Annotated in this window: 14 protein-coding genes and 2 pseudogenes; 3 read left to right on the forward strand and 13 right to left on the reverse strand. The window is 66.5% G+C overall.

What is annotated here, in order from left to right; translation table 11 throughout:
* Window positions 1-28 precede the first annotated feature (28 nt).
* From rpoB to F1D05_RS15455, 12 genes and pseudogenes are all read right to left on the reverse strand, one after another.
* Window positions 29-3512 (reverse strand): annotated as a pseudogene (gene rpoB, locus F1D05_RS15400) (DNA-directed RNA polymerase subunit beta).
* A 274-nt stretch (window positions 3513-3786) separates the two neighbouring features.
* A complete protein-coding gene (locus tag F1D05_RS15405) occupies window positions 3787-4551 on the reverse strand; it encodes a hypothetical protein (protein ID WP_185448326.1) in 765 nt (254 codons plus the stop codon).
* Window positions 4551-5051: a hypothetical protein gene (locus F1D05_RS15410; protein ID WP_185448327.1), complete on the reverse strand. Its 501-nt coding sequence runs from the start codon at window positions 5049-5051 to the stop codon at window positions 4551-4553. The genes F1D05_RS15405 and F1D05_RS15410 overlap by 1 nt, the downstream gene beginning before the upstream one ends.
* Entirely contained in the window at window positions 5048-6337 is a 1290-nt protein-coding gene (locus F1D05_RS15415; protein ID WP_185448328.1) for an MCE family protein, read from the reverse strand. Before F1D05_RS15415 ends, F1D05_RS15410 begins: the two co-directional genes overlap by 4 nt.
* Window positions 6334-7569, reverse strand: coding sequence for an MCE family protein (locus F1D05_RS15420; RefSeq protein WP_246486719.1), 1236 nt, complete (start codon window positions 7567-7569; stop codon window positions 6334-6336). The genes F1D05_RS15415 and F1D05_RS15420 overlap by 4 nt, the downstream gene beginning before the upstream one ends.
* Entirely contained in the window at window positions 7566-8756 is a 1191-nt protein-coding gene (locus F1D05_RS15425; RefSeq protein ID WP_185448329.1) for an MCE family protein, read from the reverse strand. The genes F1D05_RS15420 and F1D05_RS15425 overlap by 4 nt, the downstream gene beginning before the upstream one ends.
* Window positions 8753-9763: an MCE family protein gene (locus F1D05_RS15430; protein ID WP_185448330.1), complete on the reverse strand. Its 1011-nt coding sequence runs from the start codon at window positions 9761-9763 to the stop codon at window positions 8753-8755. The genes F1D05_RS15425 and F1D05_RS15430 overlap by 4 nt, the downstream gene beginning before the upstream one ends.
* Window positions 9760-10791: an MCE family protein gene (locus F1D05_RS15435; RefSeq protein ID WP_185448331.1), complete on the reverse strand. Its 1032-nt coding sequence runs from the start codon at window positions 10789-10791 to the stop codon at window positions 9760-9762. The genes F1D05_RS15430 and F1D05_RS15435 overlap by 4 nt, the downstream gene beginning before the upstream one ends.
* A gap of 160 nt (window positions 10792-10951) precedes the next feature.
* Complete coding sequence (locus tag F1D05_RS15440; protein WP_246486720.1) at window positions 10952-12280, reverse strand: MCE family protein; 1329 nt, start codon at window positions 12278-12280, stop codon at window positions 10952-10954.
* A gap of 4 nt (window positions 12281-12284) precedes the next feature.
* Window positions 12285-13112 (reverse strand): MlaE family ABC transporter permease, encoded by an 828-nt coding sequence (locus F1D05_RS15445; RefSeq protein ID WP_185448332.1) that lies wholly within the window; start codon window positions 13110-13112, stop codon window positions 12285-12287.
* A gap of 1 nt (window position 13113) precedes the next feature.
* Window positions 13114-13887: an MlaE family ABC transporter permease gene (locus F1D05_RS15450; RefSeq protein WP_185448333.1), complete on the reverse strand. Its 774-nt coding sequence runs from the start codon at window positions 13885-13887 to the stop codon at window positions 13114-13116.
* Window positions 13884-14831, reverse strand: a complete 948-nt coding sequence (locus F1D05_RS15455; RefSeq protein WP_185448334.1) for an ABC transporter ATP-binding protein — start codon at window positions 14829-14831, stop codon at window positions 13884-13886. Before F1D05_RS15455 ends, F1D05_RS15450 begins: the two co-directional genes overlap by 4 nt.
* Window positions 14832-15102: 271 nt before the next feature.
* Between F1D05_RS15455 and F1D05_RS15460 the strand changes: the two genes are divergently transcribed.
* The 3 genes and pseudogenes from F1D05_RS15460 to F1D05_RS15465 all read left to right on the forward strand — a co-directional run bounded on the left by F1D05_RS15460 (window position 15103) and on the right by F1D05_RS15465 (window position 17376).
* Window positions 15103-16365, forward strand: coding sequence for an acyltransferase family protein (locus tag F1D05_RS15460; RefSeq protein ID WP_281388949.1), 1263 nt, complete (start codon window positions 15103-15105; stop codon window positions 16363-16365).
* A pseudogene (locus tag F1D05_RS42990) lies at window positions 16362-16934 on the forward strand (acyltransferase family protein); the annotation flags it as partial. The gene F1D05_RS15460 and the pseudogene F1D05_RS42990, both read left to right, overlap by 4 nt.
* A gap of 73 nt (window positions 16935-17007) precedes the next feature.
* A complete protein-coding gene (locus F1D05_RS15465) occupies window positions 17008-17376 on the forward strand; it encodes a hypothetical protein (protein ID WP_185448336.1) in 369 nt (122 codons plus the stop codon).
* An 88-nt stretch (window positions 17377-17464) separates the two neighbouring features.
* On the opposite strand, the gene rplL is transcribed toward F1D05_RS15465, so the two are convergent.
* On the reverse strand, window positions 17465-17851 hold the full coding sequence (rplL, locus tag F1D05_RS15470) for a 50S ribosomal protein L7/L12 (protein WP_185448337.1): 387 nt from the start codon (window positions 17849-17851) through the stop codon (window positions 17465-17467).
* Between the last annotated feature and the right edge of the window lie 50 nt (window positions 17852-17901).

Consider the following 17901-nt stretch of genomic DNA (forward strand, 5'->3'; position numbering starts at 1 on the left):
TGGCTGTTGATCTCAAGCGGCAACCCGCTCAGACCTCCTCGACGCTGTTCGGCTCGCGCCGGGACAGGTCGATTCCCAGTTCTTCCGCAGCGCGGAAGACGTCCTCTTCGCTGTCGCGCATCTCGACCCGGCTTCCGTCGGACGAGAGGACCTCGACATTCAGACACAGGGACTGCATTTCCTTGACCAGAACCTTGAAGGACTCCGGGATACCCGGCTCCGGGATGTTCTCGCCCTTGACGATCGCTTCGTACACCTTGACGCGACCGACCACGTCGTCCGACTTGATCGTCAGCAACTCCTGCAGCGCGAAGGCGGCACCGTAGGCCTCGAGGGCCCACACCTCCATCTCGCCGAACCGCTGACCACCGAACTGCGCCTTACCACCCAGCGGCTGCTGCGTGATCATCGAGTACGGACCGGTCGAACGGGCGTGGATCTTGTCATCCACCAGGTGGTGCAGCTTCAGCATGTACATGTAGCCGACGCCGACCGGCTGCGGGAAAGGCTCACCCGAGCGGCCGTCGAACAGGTTGGCCTTGCCGGTGCTGTCGACCATCCGGTCGCCGTCGCGGTTCGGCAGGGTCGAGCCGAGCAGGGCCGGTGACCTCTTCCTCACGCGCGCCGTCGAAGACCGGGGTGGCGACGTTCGTGAACGGAGCGGCTTCGCCGGCACCGATCTTGATCAGTCGCTGGGCCCACTCTTCGGTGCTGTCCGGGTCGACCTTCCAGCCGCGGCTGGCAACCCAGCCGAGGTGGGTCTCGAGCACCTGACCGACGTTCATCCGGCCGGGCACGCCCAGCGGGTTCAAGATGATGTCGACCTGGGTGCCGTCTTCCATGAACGGCATGTCCTCGACCGGCAGGATCTTCGAGATGACGCCCTTGTTGCCATGGCGTCCGGCGAGCTTGTCACCGACGGAGATCTTGCGCTTCTGCGCGACGTACACGCGGACCAGCTGGTTCACGCCCGGCGGCAGTTCGTCGCCGTTGTCCCGGTCGAAGACGCGGACCCCGATGACGGTTCCGTTCTCACCGTGCGGCACCTTCAGCGAGGTGTCGCGGACCTCACGGGCCTTCTCACCGAAGATCGCCCGGAGCAGTCGCTCCTCCGGGGTCAGCTCGGTCTCACCCTTGGGCGTGACCTTGCCGACCAGGATGTCACCGGTGGTGACCTCCGCGCCGATCCGGATGATGCCGCGCTCGTCCAGGTCGGCCAGCATCTCGTCGGAGACGTTCGGGATGTCCCGAGTGATCTCTTCCGGGCCGAGCTTGGTGTCGCGGGCGTCGACCTCGTGCTCCTCGATGTGGATCGAGGTGAGCAGGTCCTGCTGCACGACCCGCTGGCTGAGGATGATCGCGTCCTCGTAGTTGTGCCCTTCCCACGGCATGAATGCCACGAGCAGGTTCCGGCCGAGGGCCATTTCACCCTCGTCGGTGCACGGACCGTCCGCCAGCGGCGAACCGACCTCGACCCGCTGACCGGCGTCTACCAGCGGACGCTGGTTGATGCAGGTGCCCTGGTTCGAGCGACGGAACTTCTGCAGCCGGTAGGTCTGGTAGGTGCCGTCGTCGGCGGCGACCTCGATCAGATCGGCCGAAACCTCCTTGATCACACCGCCCTTCTCCGACACCACCACGTCGCCGGCGTCGACCGCACCGCGGAACTCCATGCCGGTACCGACCAGGGGGGCGTCCGCGGTGATCAGCGGAACGGCCTGGCGCTGCATGTTGGACCCCATCAGGGCGCGGTTGGCGTCGTCGTGCTCAAGGAACGGGATCATCGCCGTCGCGACCGACACCATCTGGCGCGGCGAGACGTCCATGTAGTCCACGTCGTCGACCAGCACGAGCTCGACCTCACCGTGGCGCCGGCGAACCAGCACCCGGTCTTCGGCGAACACGTCGTCAGGGGTCAGCGCGGCGTTGGCCTGAGCGATGACGAAACGGTCCTCCTCGTCCGCGGTCAGGTAGTCGACCTGGTTGGTGACCCGGCCGTCGACCACCTTGCGGTACGGCGTCTCGACGAAGCCGAACGGGTTCACCCGGCCGTACGTCGCGAGCGAACCGATCAGGCCGATGTTCGGGCCTTCCGGGGTCTCGATCGGGCACATCCGGCCGTAGTGGGACGGGTGTACGTCGCGGACCTCGAAGCCGGCCCGCTCACGCGACAGACCACCCGGGCCAAGGGCCGACAGGCGGCGCTTGTGGGTGAGTCCCGCGATCGGGTTGGTCTGGTCCATGAACTGCGACAGCTGGGAGGTTCCGAAGAACTCCTTCAGCGCCGCGACCACCGGGCGGATGTTGATCAGGGTCTGCGGCGTGATCGCCTCGACGTCCTGGGTCGTCATCCGCTCGCGAACCACGCGCTCCATCCGGGCAAGCCCGGTACGCAACTGGTTCTGGATCAGCTCGCCGACCGTGCGCAGACGACGGTTGCCGAAGTGATCGATGTCGTCCTCTTCGACGACGATCTCGCCCTGCGGCGCGGTCAGCTCGGTCTTGCCCTCGTGCAGCGCGACCAGGTATTTGATCGTCGCGACGATGTCATTGATCGTCAGAACCGCGGTGTCGTGAGTCTCGTCACGGCCCAGCTTCTTGTTGATCTTGTACCGGCCGACCTTGGCCAGGTCGTAGCGCTTGCCGTTGAAGTAGTAGTTGTCCAACAGCGCCTGCGCAGCCTCACGCGTCGGCGGTTCGCCGGGGCGCAGCTTGCGGTAGATGTCGAGCAGCGCGTCGTCCTGCCCGGAGGTGTGGTCCTTCTCCAGGGTGAGGCGGATCGACTCGTACTCGCCGAACTCCTCGAGGATCTGCGCGTCGGTCCAGCCGAGCGCCTTGAGCAGCACGGTGACGTTCTGCTTGCGCTTGCGGTCCAGCCGCACGCCCACCATGTCGCGCTTGTCGACCTCGAACTCCAGCCACGCACCGCGCGACGGGATGATCTTGGCGGTGAAGATGTCCTTGTCCGACGTCTTGTCCGGCGTGCGCTCGAAGTACACACCGGGCGAGCGGACCAGCTGGGACACGACGACACGCTCGGTGCCGTTGATCACGAACGTGCCCTTGCGCGTCATCAACGGGAAGTCACCCATGAAGACGGTCTGGCTCTTGATCTCGCCGGTCTCGTTGTTCATGAACTCGGCGGTGACGAACAGTGGCGCCGAGTAGGTGACGTCACGTTCCTTGCACTCGTCGACCGTGTTCTTCGGGGGCTCGAATCGGTGGTCCCGGAACGACAGCGACATGGTGCCGCTGAAGTCCTCGATCGGGGAGATCTCTTCGAAGATCTCCTCCAGGCCGGACGGGGAGGAGAGGTCGGTTCGACCCTCCGCCTCGGCGGCGGCCACCCGGGCCTGCCAGGTTTCGTTCCCGACCAGCCAGTCGAAACTGTCCACCTGCAGCGCAAGGAGATCCGGAACCTCGAGAGGCTCTGAGATCTTTGCGAAGGAGATGCGGCGGGAGCCGGAAACGTTGGTAATACTGTCGGACTGAGGGTTGCGCGAGGCGACCAAGGGGCGTCCTTCCACGGGCTCGCAAAGTAACTACTGTGCTGGCACTTCGGTGCTGGGAGCGCATGCCAAACGACCCTAGTCAAGTTTTGAGCCGAACCAGGGTGGGGTAAAGGCAGCGCAAAGCAATAGGCTACCCGATCAGGGCAAGCCTGTCCAATGGGGTCCGATACTATGCCTTCGGACCACCCACTCCGTCAAGGAACGACCCGGGTTCTCCAGCGAGTAGACCTACTCGCGAGCCGCCCGGCACGTCCTGTCCGGAGTCACAAAGAGACTACAGTCCGGAGATCTCCTGGACCAGCCATTGATCCCCGTTTCGGACCATTGTGAATCGGGTCCGGTTCAGATCCACCCGCGGCTTACCCTGCGTGATCGTGCTGGTGGTGGTCTGGTTCACGAAGATCACCAGCGTGACCCGGTTCGCGTCGCCGTCGCGAACGCCGACCTCGCGGACGTCGGCCTTGACCGTCGCCTTGGTCTTGGTCGCGAGCTCGCCGGCCACCTTGGCGGTGGCGTCGAACTTGGTGGCGAAATCCGGGGTCATGGTGGCCCGGGCCGCCGCGAAACTCTTGTCCAGTGAGCGGTAGTCGTAGCTCAAGGCGACCTCCGCGGCCTTCCGGCCGGCGGTCGCGGCCTGGCTGCGGGCGTCCTCGGCCTGCTTGCCCTTCAGCGCCTTCACGCCCATGATCCCGGCGACGGCGAGCACCAGCACGATCAGTACGGCGAGCAGTGCGGACAGCACGACGCCGACCGGGCCCTTCCGCGTGGCATCGGCTTCGACCGGGTCCGAGGATGCCTCAACATCACTGCCCGTAATAGTGGCCTTGCCACCGGAGACGGGGGTTACCCGCTTTTCAGCCGTTTCAATCGTGTCGGTTGACACGTCGGAGACGGCGTCCTGGGGTGCCTCGGCAGCAACTTCAGGGGTCTCCGGCCCGGCGTCCTCGGCCGGCGGGAGCTCCGTGGCGTCCGTAGTACGGGCTTCTCCGGTACGGCGTTGGCCGGCGATCCGGGGGCGGTTCCTGGGACGGTCCGGCATCAGCCCACCACCTGGAAGTCGGCGGTCAGCCAGCGGTTCTTCTCCCGGACCATGTCGAGCTTGATCCGGTAGCGCCGCTGGACACCGTCCTTGGAGGCCGTGTTGGTGACCACCGCGTTCGCGATCACCAGCACCTGGGCCGAGTCCTTGTCGTTCGACACCACCGCGGCCTCCACCACCTCACCGGTCGAGGTGGCCTGGTTCGTCACCACCTCGGTCTTCACCTGGTTCGCGCCCGCCGCGAACTCTTCCTTGAACTGTCCGGTCGAGCCGTCCAGCACCCGCTTGGAGTCCTCGTCCCAGGAGCTGTACTTGTACGTCGTGAAGTCGAGCGTCAACTGCCGGGCCGCCTGCATCGCGCTGGTCCGTTCACTGTCGCGACTGTGCTGACGGCTCAGTGCCACCGCCGACAGGACGGCAGCGGTCAGGGCGACCAGGAGCAGGACGCTCAGCGCCCAGGCCAGGATCACCGGCCCGCGCCGGGAGGTACGAGAAGTCACTTTCCACTCACCGGTCCGAGGATAAGAGCTTTCCAGGAGTCAGCGCCGAGCAGGTCGGCCTGACCGCCTGTCGAGCCGAGGATCAGGTCCGGCATCCCGCCGGTCCCGCCGGCGTCACCGGTCGCCGGGTCGTAGCCGACGCCGTACCCGGTGCGGTTCAGGGTGCGCGACGAAGGCGCCGGCTTGTTCTGGGAGCCACGGACGTCGATGCCCGAGCCCGGCGAGGCCGTACAGCCGGCCTTGGTGTTCGCGGCCTTGTCGGTCGTGTCCTGCGGAACGCGCCAGGTCGTGCCGCCGTAGCCGGCCCGGCAGGCAGGCGGGCTGAAGCCGAGCACCAGGCCGAAGTGGGCGTCGTAGTGCCCCGTCCCCGGATCCTTCCCCGGTACTACGTATCCGCCCATCGCCACAGCCGGGTAGACGACCAGCAACTGCTCGACGGCGTCCAGCCGGACCGCGGTCATCTCACCGGTGGTCAGCAGGTTCCCGAGCAGTACTGCGATGTCGCCGCGGTTCTCCGAGATCAGGGCGGTGAGCTGCTCGGAGGCACCCGAGCCTTGGTCGATCACCTTGCGCAGGTTCGCGTCCGAGCTGACCAGCGTGTCCGACAGCAGCGCCAGGTTCTTCGCCCAGGTCTTGATCGCGTCACCGCTGGCCACCTGCGTGGCCAGCACGGTGTTGCCGTCGTTGATCAGCTTGATCGTCTGCAGGATGTTCGCGTCCGCGTCGTTGATCAGCACCCCGGAGCTGTCGATGATCTTCTGCAGGTCGCTGCCGCGGCCCCGGAGCGCGTCGCCGAGCTCCTTCACCGTCGTCCGCAGGCTGTCCTTGTCGACCGAGTTCACCAGTTGGTCCAGGTTGAGCAGCAGCTCGGTGGTGTCGATCGGCAGCGCGGTGTCGGCCCGGGCGATCTTCGAGTGGTCCTGCAAGTACGGCGAGCCGTCCCGTCGCGGTTGCAGGTCGACGTACTGCTCGCCGATCGCGGACCGGTTCGCCACCACGGCGAGCAGGTCCTTCGGGATCTTCGTCTTGTTGTCGATGTCGAGGTTGACCTCGACGCCGTCGGACAGCAGCTTCAGCTGGCCGACCCGGCCGACCGGCTGGCCGCGGTACGTCACCTCGGCGCCGGTGAAGATGCCACCGGACTCGGCGAAGCTGGCGCTGACCGTATAACTGTCGTCGAAGAACAACCGGTCGACCTGCGCGTACTTCGCGCCGACGAACGCGACACCGACCACGGTGATCAGCAGGAACACCATCAGCTGGATCCGGACACCTTTGGTGATCACTTCGCCACCCCCGGCATCAGGACCTTGGCCAGCTCCGGATCGAACGCGGACCGGTTCAGCTTCGGCGTACAGACCGGCAGGCCTAGCAGCGTGATGCAGCTGGTCGCCGCCCCGGTCGGCAACGGCAGCGGCGGCAGACCACCTGTGCCCTTGCCCGTCGGGAACTGCGGGGAGTTGTGCAGCGGCAGGCTGATCCCCAGCGTCGGCAAGGTCAAGCCGGTAGTGGGCAGGTTGAGCCCGAGCAGGCCCTTCAGCGCCTTCTGCGTGTTCACGTCGAGGGTGATGTTCAGGTTGGTGAAGTCACCCTGCACCGCCTTCCCCGCAGCGTCCGGGAAGGGGTAGGTGAACATCAGCTCGAGCGCCTTCGGCAGGTTCTCCCCCGCCTCGGCCAGCTTGGTCAGCACCGGGTAGAGCGACTGCAGGTTCGCGACCAGGTCCTTCTGCGAGGCCGTGATCACCCGGGTCGCGGTACTGCCCAGCTTGCTCAGCGCCTGCAGCGTCTTGACCAGGGCGGCGCGCTGCTTGTCCAGGGTGGAGATCGACTTCGGCAGCGAGTCGATCGCGGTCGCCAGCGTCGTCTTCTGCGCGTTCAGCTTCTTCGCCAGCGCGTCCACCGCGGTGATCGCGGTGACGATCTTCTGCTTGTTCTGATCCAGCGTGCCGACGAAGGTGTTCAGCTGGGTGAGCACGCTTCGGATGGCCGGCTCATTGCCGGTCAGCGCCTTGTTCAGCTCCTGGGTGATGATCTGCAACTGCGCGACACCGCCGCCGTTCAGCAGCAGCGAGAGTGCGGACAGCACTTCCTCGACCTCGACGTTGCTGGTGGTCCGCGACAGTGGGATCAGCTCGCCGTTGTCCAGCTTGCCCTGCGGCTTCTCGTCGCCGGTCGGCGGGGCGAGCGAGACGAACTTCTCACCCAGCAGGCTGGTCTGCCGGATCGTCGCGTGGGTGTTGTCGGGCAGGTCAAGGCTCTTCGGCAGCTTGATCTTGACCTTGGCCACGTAGCCCTCGAGCCAGACCTTCTGCACCGTGCCGACGGTGACGTCGTCCACCTTCACCGTCGACTTGGGCACCAGGTCGAGCACGTCGGCGAACTCGACCGTGACCGTGTACGACGGGCCCTTGATCTTGGCGCCGCCCGGCAACGGCAGCGAGTAGACGCTGAAATCGCAACCGGACAACAGGGTGGCCATCGCGACCACACCCGCCACCATCGCAGTACGGCGTCTCACTTGGCACCTCCCGGGACCAGGCCGCCGAGAGTCTCGTCGACGTTGTCCGGGCTGGGCAGCTTCTTCGGTGGCGGCGGCGCCCACGGCGTACCGGCGGGGCCACCGGAACCGGTGATCGAGCCCAGCAGCGGGAGCTTCGGCAACAGGTCGATCACGCCCTTCAGCGCCGAACAGGTCGACAGCGGCTGGTTCGCCTGCAGCAGGATCGAGCAGATGAAGGAGGCCGGGTCGTCCAGCTGGGCCAGGTTGATCCGCTGGTCCAGGGTGCCGAACTGCGGGTTGTAGACGCGGGCCAGGTTGCCCAGGCCGAGCGGCGCGGTGTCGATGATCTCGGCCAGCGCCGCCTTCTCCTTGACCAGGATCTGGGAGAGGTCGGTGGCACCGGAGATCGTCGTCTTCAGCAGGGCCCGGTTGTCCTTGACGAACGAGGCGACCTCTCCGAGCGCGGTCGCCAGCGTGGACAGCGCCGCGCCGAGGTCTTTGCGCTCCCCGGCGAGCGTGGTCGAGGTGGCGGCGAAGTTGGTGTTGAACTGCTTCACGAGGGTGTCGTTCGCGGCCAGCGCGGAGACGAAGGTCTGCAACTGCCGGACCGTGCTGAACAGACTCTTGGAGTTCCCCGCCAGGGTCTGGGTCAGCGTCGAGACGTCGGTGATGGTCTGGTTCAGCTTGGCGCCCTGGCCGTTCAGGTTCGCCGCGGAGACGTCCAGCAGCCGCGACAGCGCACCTTGGTCGTTCGCCCCCTTCGGGCCGAGCGCGACGGACAGGTCGTTCAGGCTCTGGTAGATCTGGTCCAGCTCCAGCGGTACTGCGGTGCGCTCCAGCGGGATCTGGGCCCCGTCGGCCATCACGGAGCCCTTGGAGTACGCCGGGGTGAGCTGGATGTAGCGATCGGCAACGATCGACGGCGAGGCGATCACCGCCTTCGCGTCGGCGGGAACCTTGTGCTCGGCCTCCCACCAGAACTTCACCCGGACCGAGCGGCCGGCCGGCGTCACGCTCTCGATCTCGCCGACCTTGATGCCGAGGATCCGGACGTCCGAACCGGGGTAGACGCTGACCGCGCGCGGGAAGTACGCCGTGGCGCTGACCCGCTTCGGGTGCGGCCAGAGCGCGATCACGCTGACCCCGATCACCACCAGGACGACACCGAGCGCGACCAGCCGGGAGAAGCCGGCGATCTTCCTCATCGGCCACCTCCAAGGATCGGCAGGCCGGGGATCGGCACCTTCGGCAGCGGGATCTCGGGCACCGGCACCAGGTTCTGCACATAGGTGTCGAACCACGGCCCGGTGCCGAGCGTGTTGGTGAAGACCCGGGCGTAGGGCGCCAGGCCCTTGATGCTGGCGTCGAGGGAATCCTGGTTCTTCAGCAGGACGCCCAGTACGGCGTTGACCTTCTGCAGGGTCGGCGACAGATCCTTGCGGTTCTCCCGGACCAGCGCGGTGATCTGGGCGGACAGCTTCTGGGTCGAGACCAGCAGTTCGTGGATCAGCGCCCGCCGGGCCTGGACCGCCTGGAACACCGTGTTGCCGTCCTTCAGCAGCTTGATCAGCTGCGCGTTCCGGTCGGCCAGGATCTTGGTGACGACATCGGAGTGCTGCAGCAGCTTCTTCAGCTCTTCGTCGCGCTTGGCCACGTTCCGGGACAGCCGGGACAGCCCGTCCAGCGAGGCACGGACCTCTTGTGGCGTGTTCTTGAAGGTCGACGACAGGGTGTCCAGGGCCTTGGCCAGCTGGGCGGTGTCGATCCGCTCGGTCGTGTTGGCCAGATCGGTGAAGGCGTCGACCACGTCGTACGCGGAGACCGTCCGGTCCAGCGGGATCTCGGTGCCCTCCTTGAGCTTGCCGTCCCCCGCCGGGTTCAGCTTGAGGTACTTCTGCCCGAGCAGGGTCTTGATCTTCATCTCGGCACCGGTCTTGTCGCCGAGCTTCACGCCCTTGTCCACCACGAAGTCGACCCGGACGTGGGTGCCTTCCAGCTCCACCTTGCGGACCTGGCCGACCCGGACACCGGCGACCCGGATCTCGTCGTTCGGCTTCAGCCCGCCGGCCTCGGAGAACTGCGCGGAGTACTTCGTGCCGCCACCGATCAGCGGCAGGTCCTGGGCCTTGAACGCGGCCAGCATGATCAGCCCGATGATGGTCAGCCCGACCACCCCGATGGTGACCTGGTTCTGTTCCCTGAACGGCTTCACTTCGCGCACCTCGCGGAGTTGTTGTCGTAGGAGACCGGGATCCGGGTGCCGAGCGGCAGGGTCACGTTGCCGTCGAAGCCACAGAGGAAGAAGTTGAACCACGACCCGTACTGCGCGGTCCGGGTCATCGTCTGCAGCTTCTCCGGCATGTACTGCAGCGTCTTCACCCAGATCGCCTGGGTGTCGTCCAGGGTCGTCGCCACCGTGCGGAGCCGGTCCAGATCGGCCTTCAGCGGGACCCGGGTCTGCTGCAACAGGCCGGCCGTCTTGTTGTTCAGCGAGTTGATCGAGCCGAGCGAGCCCAGGATCGGGTTGATGTCCTGACTCAGCCCGGTGATGAACTGCTGCAGGTTGATCAGCAGCTGGGAGAAATTCTGCTGCCGCTGCGAGACGATCTGCAGCGTCGACGTCAGGTTGGTGATCAGGTCACCGATCACCTGGTCGGAGTCGGCCAGCGTGCTGGTCAGCGAGGCGGTCCGAGCGAGCAAGCTCTCGATCGTGCCGCCCTCGCCCTGGAGCACCTTGATCACCTCGAAGGCGAACTGGTTCACATCGGCCGGGGTGAGCGCGGTGAACAGCGGCTTGAACCCGTTGAACAGCACCGACAGGTCCAGCGCGGGCGCCGTCCGGTCCTTGTCGATCAGCCCGTTCTTCTTCATCCGGGTGCCGCCGCCGACGCCCTCGGTGAGCGCGATGTAGCGGTTGCCGACCAGGTTGCGGTAGCGCAGCGTCGCCCGGGTGGTGGTGTCGACGGACTGGTCGGTGTCGACGCTGAACGTCACCATCGCGTACTTGTCCTGATAGATGGCGATCTTGTCGACCTGGCCGACCCGGACGCCCGCGATCCGGATGTCGTCGCCCTTGTTCAGCCCCACGACATCGGTGAACACGGCCCGGTACTTCGTGGTCGCGTTGAAGCTGATGTTGCCGATGGTGACGGCCAGCAGTGCGGTCGCGATCGTCGTGATCACCACGAAGATCCCCAGCCGCACGGTGTCGGCCGTCGTCTTCTTGTCGAAGAGCTTCATGGGGTGACCCCCCTCGGATGTTGGTGCGCAGCTCCGGTGTCCAGGTGGGTGCATCGCAAGGCGGAGGAGGGGCTCGATGCGGGGTTCATCGTGCCCCTCCGACAACGCGGCGAGGTGCCCACCTGGGCGCCGGAGCTGCGTGCCGAACGTTCGAGGGGGGTCACCTTAGGTTCACCTGACCGCCACGGACCAGGGGGCCGATCATCAGGGTGGTCAGATCCGGTACGTCGTCGGCCGGCATCCCGAGCACCGGGCCGGCGAAGGAGTCGATCACCCGCTGCTCGGCCGGGGTGCCGGCGCCGCCGTTGTCCATCGCGAACCCGGGCGCCGACCGGTTCAGGGTCAGGTTCAGCGGGAAGCGGGTGGTCTTGTTGTGGTCGCCGATCACACCGTCGTCACCGGTCACGTACGGCGCCGGGTTGTCTTGCGTGTACGGCCCGGGCTTCTCCCCCGGCACGCTGTAGTTCTTGCCCACGCAGGTCGGCCCGCGGTGGTCCTTGTAGGCCGGCAGCTCGTCCGACGTGTACGGCGTGGGCTGGTTCGTGATCAGCTCCAGGTTGATATGCAGCTCGCCGTCGCGGAACGTGTCGTTCAGCACCGGCGCGGTATCCGTCATCACCTTGAGGAAGCAGGGGAACTCCGGCGAGTACCGCTCCAGCAGGTCCAGTACCGGCCGGCTCACCTCGCCGAGGCGGATCACCCGGTCCTCGTTCTCCTTGAGGAACCCGTCGCCGGTGGTCGACAACGTCTGTACGTCGGTGAAGAACTTCTGCAACTGCTGCTCCTTCTCCACCACGGTGTTGCCGGTGATGGTGAGGTTGCGCAGCGCCCGGACCAGGTCCGGGGTGACGTCGCCGTAGATCTGGGAGACCTGGGTGAGCTTGGTCAGCGCCGCGATCAGGTTCGGCACGCTCGGGTTGAGCTTCTTCAGATACCCGTCGAGCTGGGTGAGCGTCTTGGCGATCTCGCTGCCGCGACCCTCCAGCGCCGTCGCGAGCGTGTTCAGGGTGGCGTTCAGATCGGCCGGATCGACCGCCTGCAGCAACGGCAGCGCGTCGTTCAGCACCTTCTCGATCTCGATGCCGACCGCCGTCTTGTCCCGCGCGATCACGTCGCCGGCGCGGATCGCCCGGCCTTCGCTGCCCTGCGGCGGCACCAGCGCGACGTACTTCTCACCGAACAGCGTCTTCGGCAGGATCCGGGCGCTGACCTGGCTGGAGATCTCCTTCACCTGGTCCGGCTTCAGGGACAGCTCGACGGTGGCCTCGTCGCCGTCGGTCGAGACCTGCTTCACCTCGCCGACGATGATGCCGCGCAGCTTCACGTCGGCGTGCCTGTTGAGCTGGAGGCCGATGTGGCTGGTCTTCAGCTCCACCGTGACCGTGTCGGTGAAGACCTTCGCGTAGAACGCGTAGGTCAGCCAGAGCAGGAAACAGAGCAGCCCGATGAAGGCGGTACCGAGAACACGTCTGGTCAGTGTCTGTGTCACGGCGCTATCCCGCCAGCCTGACCGTGGTCGTCGTACCCCAGATCGCCATCGACAGCAGCAGGTCGACGACGTTGATCACGACGATCGACGTCCGTACCGCGCGGCCGACGGCAACACCGACGCCGGCAGGACCGCCGGACGCGTGGTACCCGTGGTAGCAGTGCACCAGGATCACCAGGACCGCGAAGACGAGCACCTTCCCGAAGGACCAGAGCACGTCGCCGGGTGGCAAGAACAGATGGAAGTAATGGTCGTACGTTCCGGTGCTCTGCCCGTAGAAGGTGGTCACGGTCAGCCGGGTGGCGAAGTACGACGAGAGCAGACCCACGACGTACAAGGGGATCACCGCGATCAGGCCGGCGATGATCCGGGTGGTGACCAGGTACGGCAGCGACGGGATCGCCATCACCTCGAGCGCGTCGATCTCCTCACTGATCCGCATCGCGCCGAGCTGGGCGGTGAAGCCGCAGCCGACGGTCGCGGCCAGGGCGATACCGGCGATCAGCGGGCCGATCTCACGGGTGTTGATGTACGCGCTGACGAAGCCGGCGAAGGCCGAGGTGCCGATCTGGTTCAGCGCCGAGTAGCCCTGCAGGCCGACCTCGGTGCCGGTGAAGAAGGCCAGGAAGGTGATCACGCCGACGGTGCCGCCGATGACGGCGAGCGCGCCGGTGCCGAGCGTCACCTCGGCCAGCAGCCGGAGGATCTCCCGGCGGTACCGGGTGATCGACTTGCCCGACCAGGCCAGCGCCTTGAGGTAGAAGGCGAGCTGCTCGCCGAGGTGGTCGAGCGAGCTCAGCGGCTTCTTGACCAGGTAGTCCAGGGCCGTCATCTCAGGCCCCCTTCGGCGGGACGAGCTGGAAGTAGATCGCCGTCATCGAGAAGTTCGCGACGAACAGCAACATGAAGGTGATGACGACCGACTGGTTCACGGCGTCGCCGACGCCCTTCGGGCCGCCACCGGCGTTCATTCCCTTGTACGACGCGACGACCGCGGCCAGGAACCCGAACACGAGCGCCTTCACCTGCCCCTGCCAGAGGTCGGGCAGATGCGCGAGGGCGGTGAACGAGGCGATATAGCTACCCGGCGTACCGTCCTGCAGGACCACGTTGAAGACGTAGCCGCCCATCACGCCGACGACGCTGACGAAGCCGTTCAGGAAGAACGCGACCATCATGGTGGCCAGTACCCGCGGTACGACCAGGCGCTGGATCGGGTCGATGCCGAGCACCATCATCGCGTCGAGTTCCTCGCGGATCTTGCGGGAGCCGAGGTCGGCGCAGATGGCCGACCCGCCGGCGCCCGCGATCAGCAGCGCGGTCGCGATCGGCGAAGCCTCCCGGACGACGGCCAGGACGGCGGCCGAACCGGTGAACGCCTGGGCGCCGAACTGCTTGATCAGCCCGCCGACCTGCAGCGCGATCACCGCGCCGAAGGGGATCGCGACGAGGGCGGTCGGGATGATGGTCACGCTCGCGACGAACCAGGCCTGCTGGAGGAACTCGCGCACCTGGAACGGCCGCCGGACCGAGGCCCGGGCGGTGTCGAGCGCGAACGCGAAGAGGTTTCCTGCGGCCTTCAGCGGGGCGGTCGCCGAAATACTCACCTGGCCCCCACCGTGCTGGTGGCGAACGATCCGGGCGGCGGGGTCACCCCGTTGTCCTCGCACCACTGACCCGGCACCCGCTGGGTCGGGCGGAGCATCCCGCTGCTCGGCAGTTGCTGGAGCGGGATCGGCGGCAGCGGCGGCAACTCCTGGTCCGCCTCGGCGGCCAGCTCGTCGGCGTCCTTCTCCTCCGACATGCCGATCGGGCCGATCATCTGCGCGTTCAGGAACTGCCGGACCACCGGCTCCTCGCTGGACAGCAGCATCTCGCGCGGCCCGAACATCGCCAGGTGCTTGTGGTAGAGCATCCCGATGTTGTCCGGCACCGTCCGGGCGGTGTTGACGTCGTGGGTGACGATCAGGAAGGTCGCGCCGAACGCCTCGTTCAGGTCGATCATCACCTGGTTCAGGAACGAGGTGCGGACCGGGTCGAGGCCGGAGTCCGGCTCGTCGACCAGCAGGATCTCCGGGTCGAGCACCAACGCGCGGGCCAGCCCGGCCCGCTTGCGCATCCCGCCGGAGATCTCGCCGGGCAGCTTCTTCTCCGCGCCGACCAGGCCGACCATCTCCATCTTCTCCATCACGATGGAGCGGACGTCGGACTCGGACTTCTTGGTGTGCTCGCGGAGCGGGAAGGCGACGTTGTCGTAGAGGTTCATCGAGCCGAACATCGCGCCGTCCTGGAACAGCACCCCGAACAGCCGGCGGATCTCGTACAGCTCGCGCTCGCTGCAGGTGGCGATGTCGGTGCCCTCGATGAAGACGTGACCCTTGTCCGGCTTGAGCAGACCGATCAGCGTCTTGAGGAAAACGGACTTACCGGTTCCGGAAGGACCGAGCATCACGCAGATCTCGCCGGCGGGCAGCGTCAGGGACACATCGCCCCAGATCAGCTGACTTCCGAAGGACTTCGTCAGTCCCTCGACGCGGACTTCTACGCCCACCGGTCCTCCTCAACGGGATGTTTCTCGACCCCGACCGACGACGCTTTCGACGGTCCAACGAGGGCGCGGTGCCCTAGGTTACGCACGAGTCACTTATTACGTAACCCCCGAATGTCAAGTGTCGGTGACCGATGAGTCACGCTCTGGTCACGCTCCGTCCGGCGCCTTTAGGCGCGTCCGGCCCGGTCACCGGTCTGGACCAGCCCGTTCGGGTACAGTCCTGCGCGTCCCGCCCTTCGAGGTGGCGAAGAGCCCAGTTGCCGGAGGAACAGTGCCGCGGCCAGCTACTTGGTTGAACCGCCTGCGGCCTCGCCTGTCTGGAAGCCTGCCGCAAGGCATCGCCTCACCGCAGCACGGTGACCAGCTCCCACACCCGCGCTCGGAGATCCTAGCGCTGACCGGTGTCAGAGCCGCGGCGGCCCTCGCCGTCGTGGTTCATCACATTGGGTTACCAGCTTCGGCGCCGGAACCACTGCGCAATCTGGCCGCCTCCGGCTACATCGGCGTACCGCTGTTCTTCATGTTGTCCGGGCTCGTGCTGGCTTGGAACTACTCGTCGTTGACCGTCCTGTCGGGCACCAGGTTGTGGCGGTTCTACCTGGCCCGCATCGCCCGGGTGATGCCGCTGTACTGGGCCGTGCTGCTCTTCCTGGTGGTGCAGCGATCGGCGCGCGGTGTGCCGCAGGAAGCACTGTGGCGACACCTGCTGGCGATCCAGACCTGGTCCGGCGACTACGTGATCGGTCAGGCCAGCTACAACCCGCCCGGCTGGTCGATCTGCGTGGAGATCTTCCTGTACGCGTTGTTCCCGTTGCTGATCCCCGTGATCGCCTTTGTTTCAAGGCGGTTCGGCGTAGCCGGGCTGGTCTCGGTGATGGTCTTCGCGTTCGCAGTACAGGTGCTGCTGGTTGCGCTGTTCACTGCCGAGGGCTGGGCGCATCTGTCGATGCGGGATCCCTCCTCCGGGCATCGCTGGCTCTACCGGAACCCGCTGCCGCGGCTGTCCGAGTTCATGATCGGGATGTCGCTCGCGTTCCTCCTGCTCCGCGGTTTCCGGCTGCGGATCCGGGTCGCCGGCTGGCTGCAAGCCGCTTGCGTCGTGGTCGTGCTGGTTGTTGCTTCACTGGGGCCGGATCACGCCGATTGGGAGCTGCCTGCCTTCTACGGCGCGATGTGGACCGTGCCGTTCGCAGTACTACTGCTATCGCTCGCTGCTGCGCCTACTGCCTGGCTATCGCGCTTCTTCTCTACCCGCGCGCTCGTGTCACTCGGTACTGCGAGTTACGCCCTCTACCTGACCCACCGACCGCTGCTGCCCTACCTGGGGAAGGATCGGCTCGACCTGCTGACGGATCCTTCCGGCTGGGCGATGTACGCATCGGTGGCTGTGACCATCGGCCTCTGCATGCTGGTGGGAGAAGGCGCGCACCGGCTGATCGAAGTACCGGCTCGACGGGCCGTGCTGCGGCTTGTCCAGCGGCGTACCAGTCCACGACTGGTCACAGAGCGTACGCCGTCGGAGGTGTCGGCGTGACAGGTCTCACATCGGTTGAGGAGGGCGCTGCGCTGAATCACCGGCTGCCCGAGATCCTCGCGCTGACAGGGTTGCGGGGACTGGCTGCGCTTGGCGTGGTCGCCTCGCAGGTGGGCGTCTGGCGGACCGCTCCCCCGGTGCTGCATCACCTGGTCGCGGCAGGTTCGCTGGGCGTGCCGTTCTTCTTCTTGCTGACCGGGTTCGTGCTCGCCTACAACTACCCGGCACTGAGTCTCGGGCGTCAACTGGGCCGCTACGCAGTGGCCAGGTTCGCGCGGCTCGGCCCGCTGTTCGTGGTGGTCGGCGGCGGTGTCCTCATCCTGAGCGGACTGAACGGTGGCGACTGGGCCCGGTCCGTGCTCGGCTCCCAGACCTGGTTCCTCGGTACTGCGCTCGTCCTGTACGCCGCGTATCCCGTGCTGGCCCGAGTGGTCGCTGCGAACCCAGGGCGGGCTGCAGTTGGCGCTCTGGTCGCACAGGCGCTCGTGCTCGTACTGCGGTTGGCCACAGGCTCCGACAACTGGCTCTATCGCAACCCACTGGTGTGGATCCCGGACCTGGTCCTGGGGATGGTGCTGGCCGGGTTGGCGACCAACGGCTTCCGGCTGACCCGGCGTACGGCGTACGTCGTACAGGCGGCCCGTGCTCGTCTATGCGGTGGCGATGGTTCTTGCCTTTGGTTCCAGCAGTGCGCTGCGATACAGCGCAGTGTGGTCCGTGCCGCTCGGGCTGCTGATCCTCAGCGTGCTCACGAGCACCCGCGTCTCGGCTGTGCTGGCCGGACCGGTGCTGGTCCGGCTCGGGGTGATCGGCTACGCCTTGTTCCTGCTGAGGGCGGTCGTGCTCGAGGGTTTCGGCGCGGTGCACTCCGGCTCACTGTCGAACGCCCTGCTCGCCCTCGGCTGGATCGGCTTCGCCGTGCTGATCGCGGAGGGGGCGCACAGATATATAGGTGTCCCCGGCCGCCGCTGGGTCCTTGCCGTGGCCCGTCGCCAGACCGCGCGGGTCTGAAGCTTTCGGGACACAGCGAAGGGCGGCCCCTGGTGGGACCGCCCTTCGTTGTCGTTCAGGTACTGCGGGTGCGGCTAGGCCGCACGGGTCACTTCAGGGTGACGGTGGCCCCGGCGCCCTCGAGGGCCTCCTTGGCCTTCTCCGCGGCAGCCTTGTCGACCTTCTCCAGGATGGCCTTGGGCGCACCCTCGACGAGGTCCTTGGCCTCCTTCAGGCCGAGGCTCGTGAGCGCGCGCACCTCCTTGATGACCTGGATCTTCTTGTCGCCGGCGGCCTCGAGGACGACGTCGAACTCGTCCTGCTCGGCAGCCTCTTCGGCAGCGGCGCCGGGGGCACCCGGGGCAGCGGCGACGGCGACGGGAGCAGCGGCGGTCACGCCGAACTCCTCCTCGAAGGCCTTCACGAACTCAGAGAGCTCGAGCAGGGTGAGGTCCTTGAACTGACCGAGCAGCTCTTCGGTGCTGAGCTTCGCCATTTTGGCGGTCCTTCCTTCAACGTGGTGCTAGGTGATTATTGAATGGGGTC

This window comes from Kribbella qitaiheensis (genome assembly GCF_014217565.1).
In the GTDB taxonomy this organism is placed as follows: domain Bacteria; phylum Actinomycetota; class Actinomycetes; order Propionibacteriales; family Kribbellaceae; genus Kribbella; species Kribbella qitaiheensis_A.

Coding starts and splice junctions, on each gene's coding strand:
- F1D05_RS15405 (WP_185448326.1), bottom strand. CDS start 4,551: ATGCCGGACCGTCCCAGGAACCGCCCCCGGATCGCCGGCCAACGCCGT.
- F1D05_RS15425 (WP_185448329.1), bottom strand. CDS start 8,756: ATGAGGAAGATCGCCGGCTTCTCCCGGCTGGTCGCGCTCGGTGTCGTC.
- F1D05_RS15435 (WP_185448331.1), bottom strand. CDS start 10,791: ATGAAGCTCTTCGACAAGAAGACGACGGCCGACACCGTGCGGCTGGGG.
- F1D05_RS15445 (WP_185448332.1), bottom strand. CDS start 13,112: ATGACGGCCCTGGACTACCTGGTCAAGAAGCCGCTGAGCTCGCTCGAC.
- rplL (WP_185448337.1), bottom strand. CDS start 17,851: ATGGCGAAGCTCAGCACCGAAGAGCTGCTCGGTCAGTTCAAGGACCTC.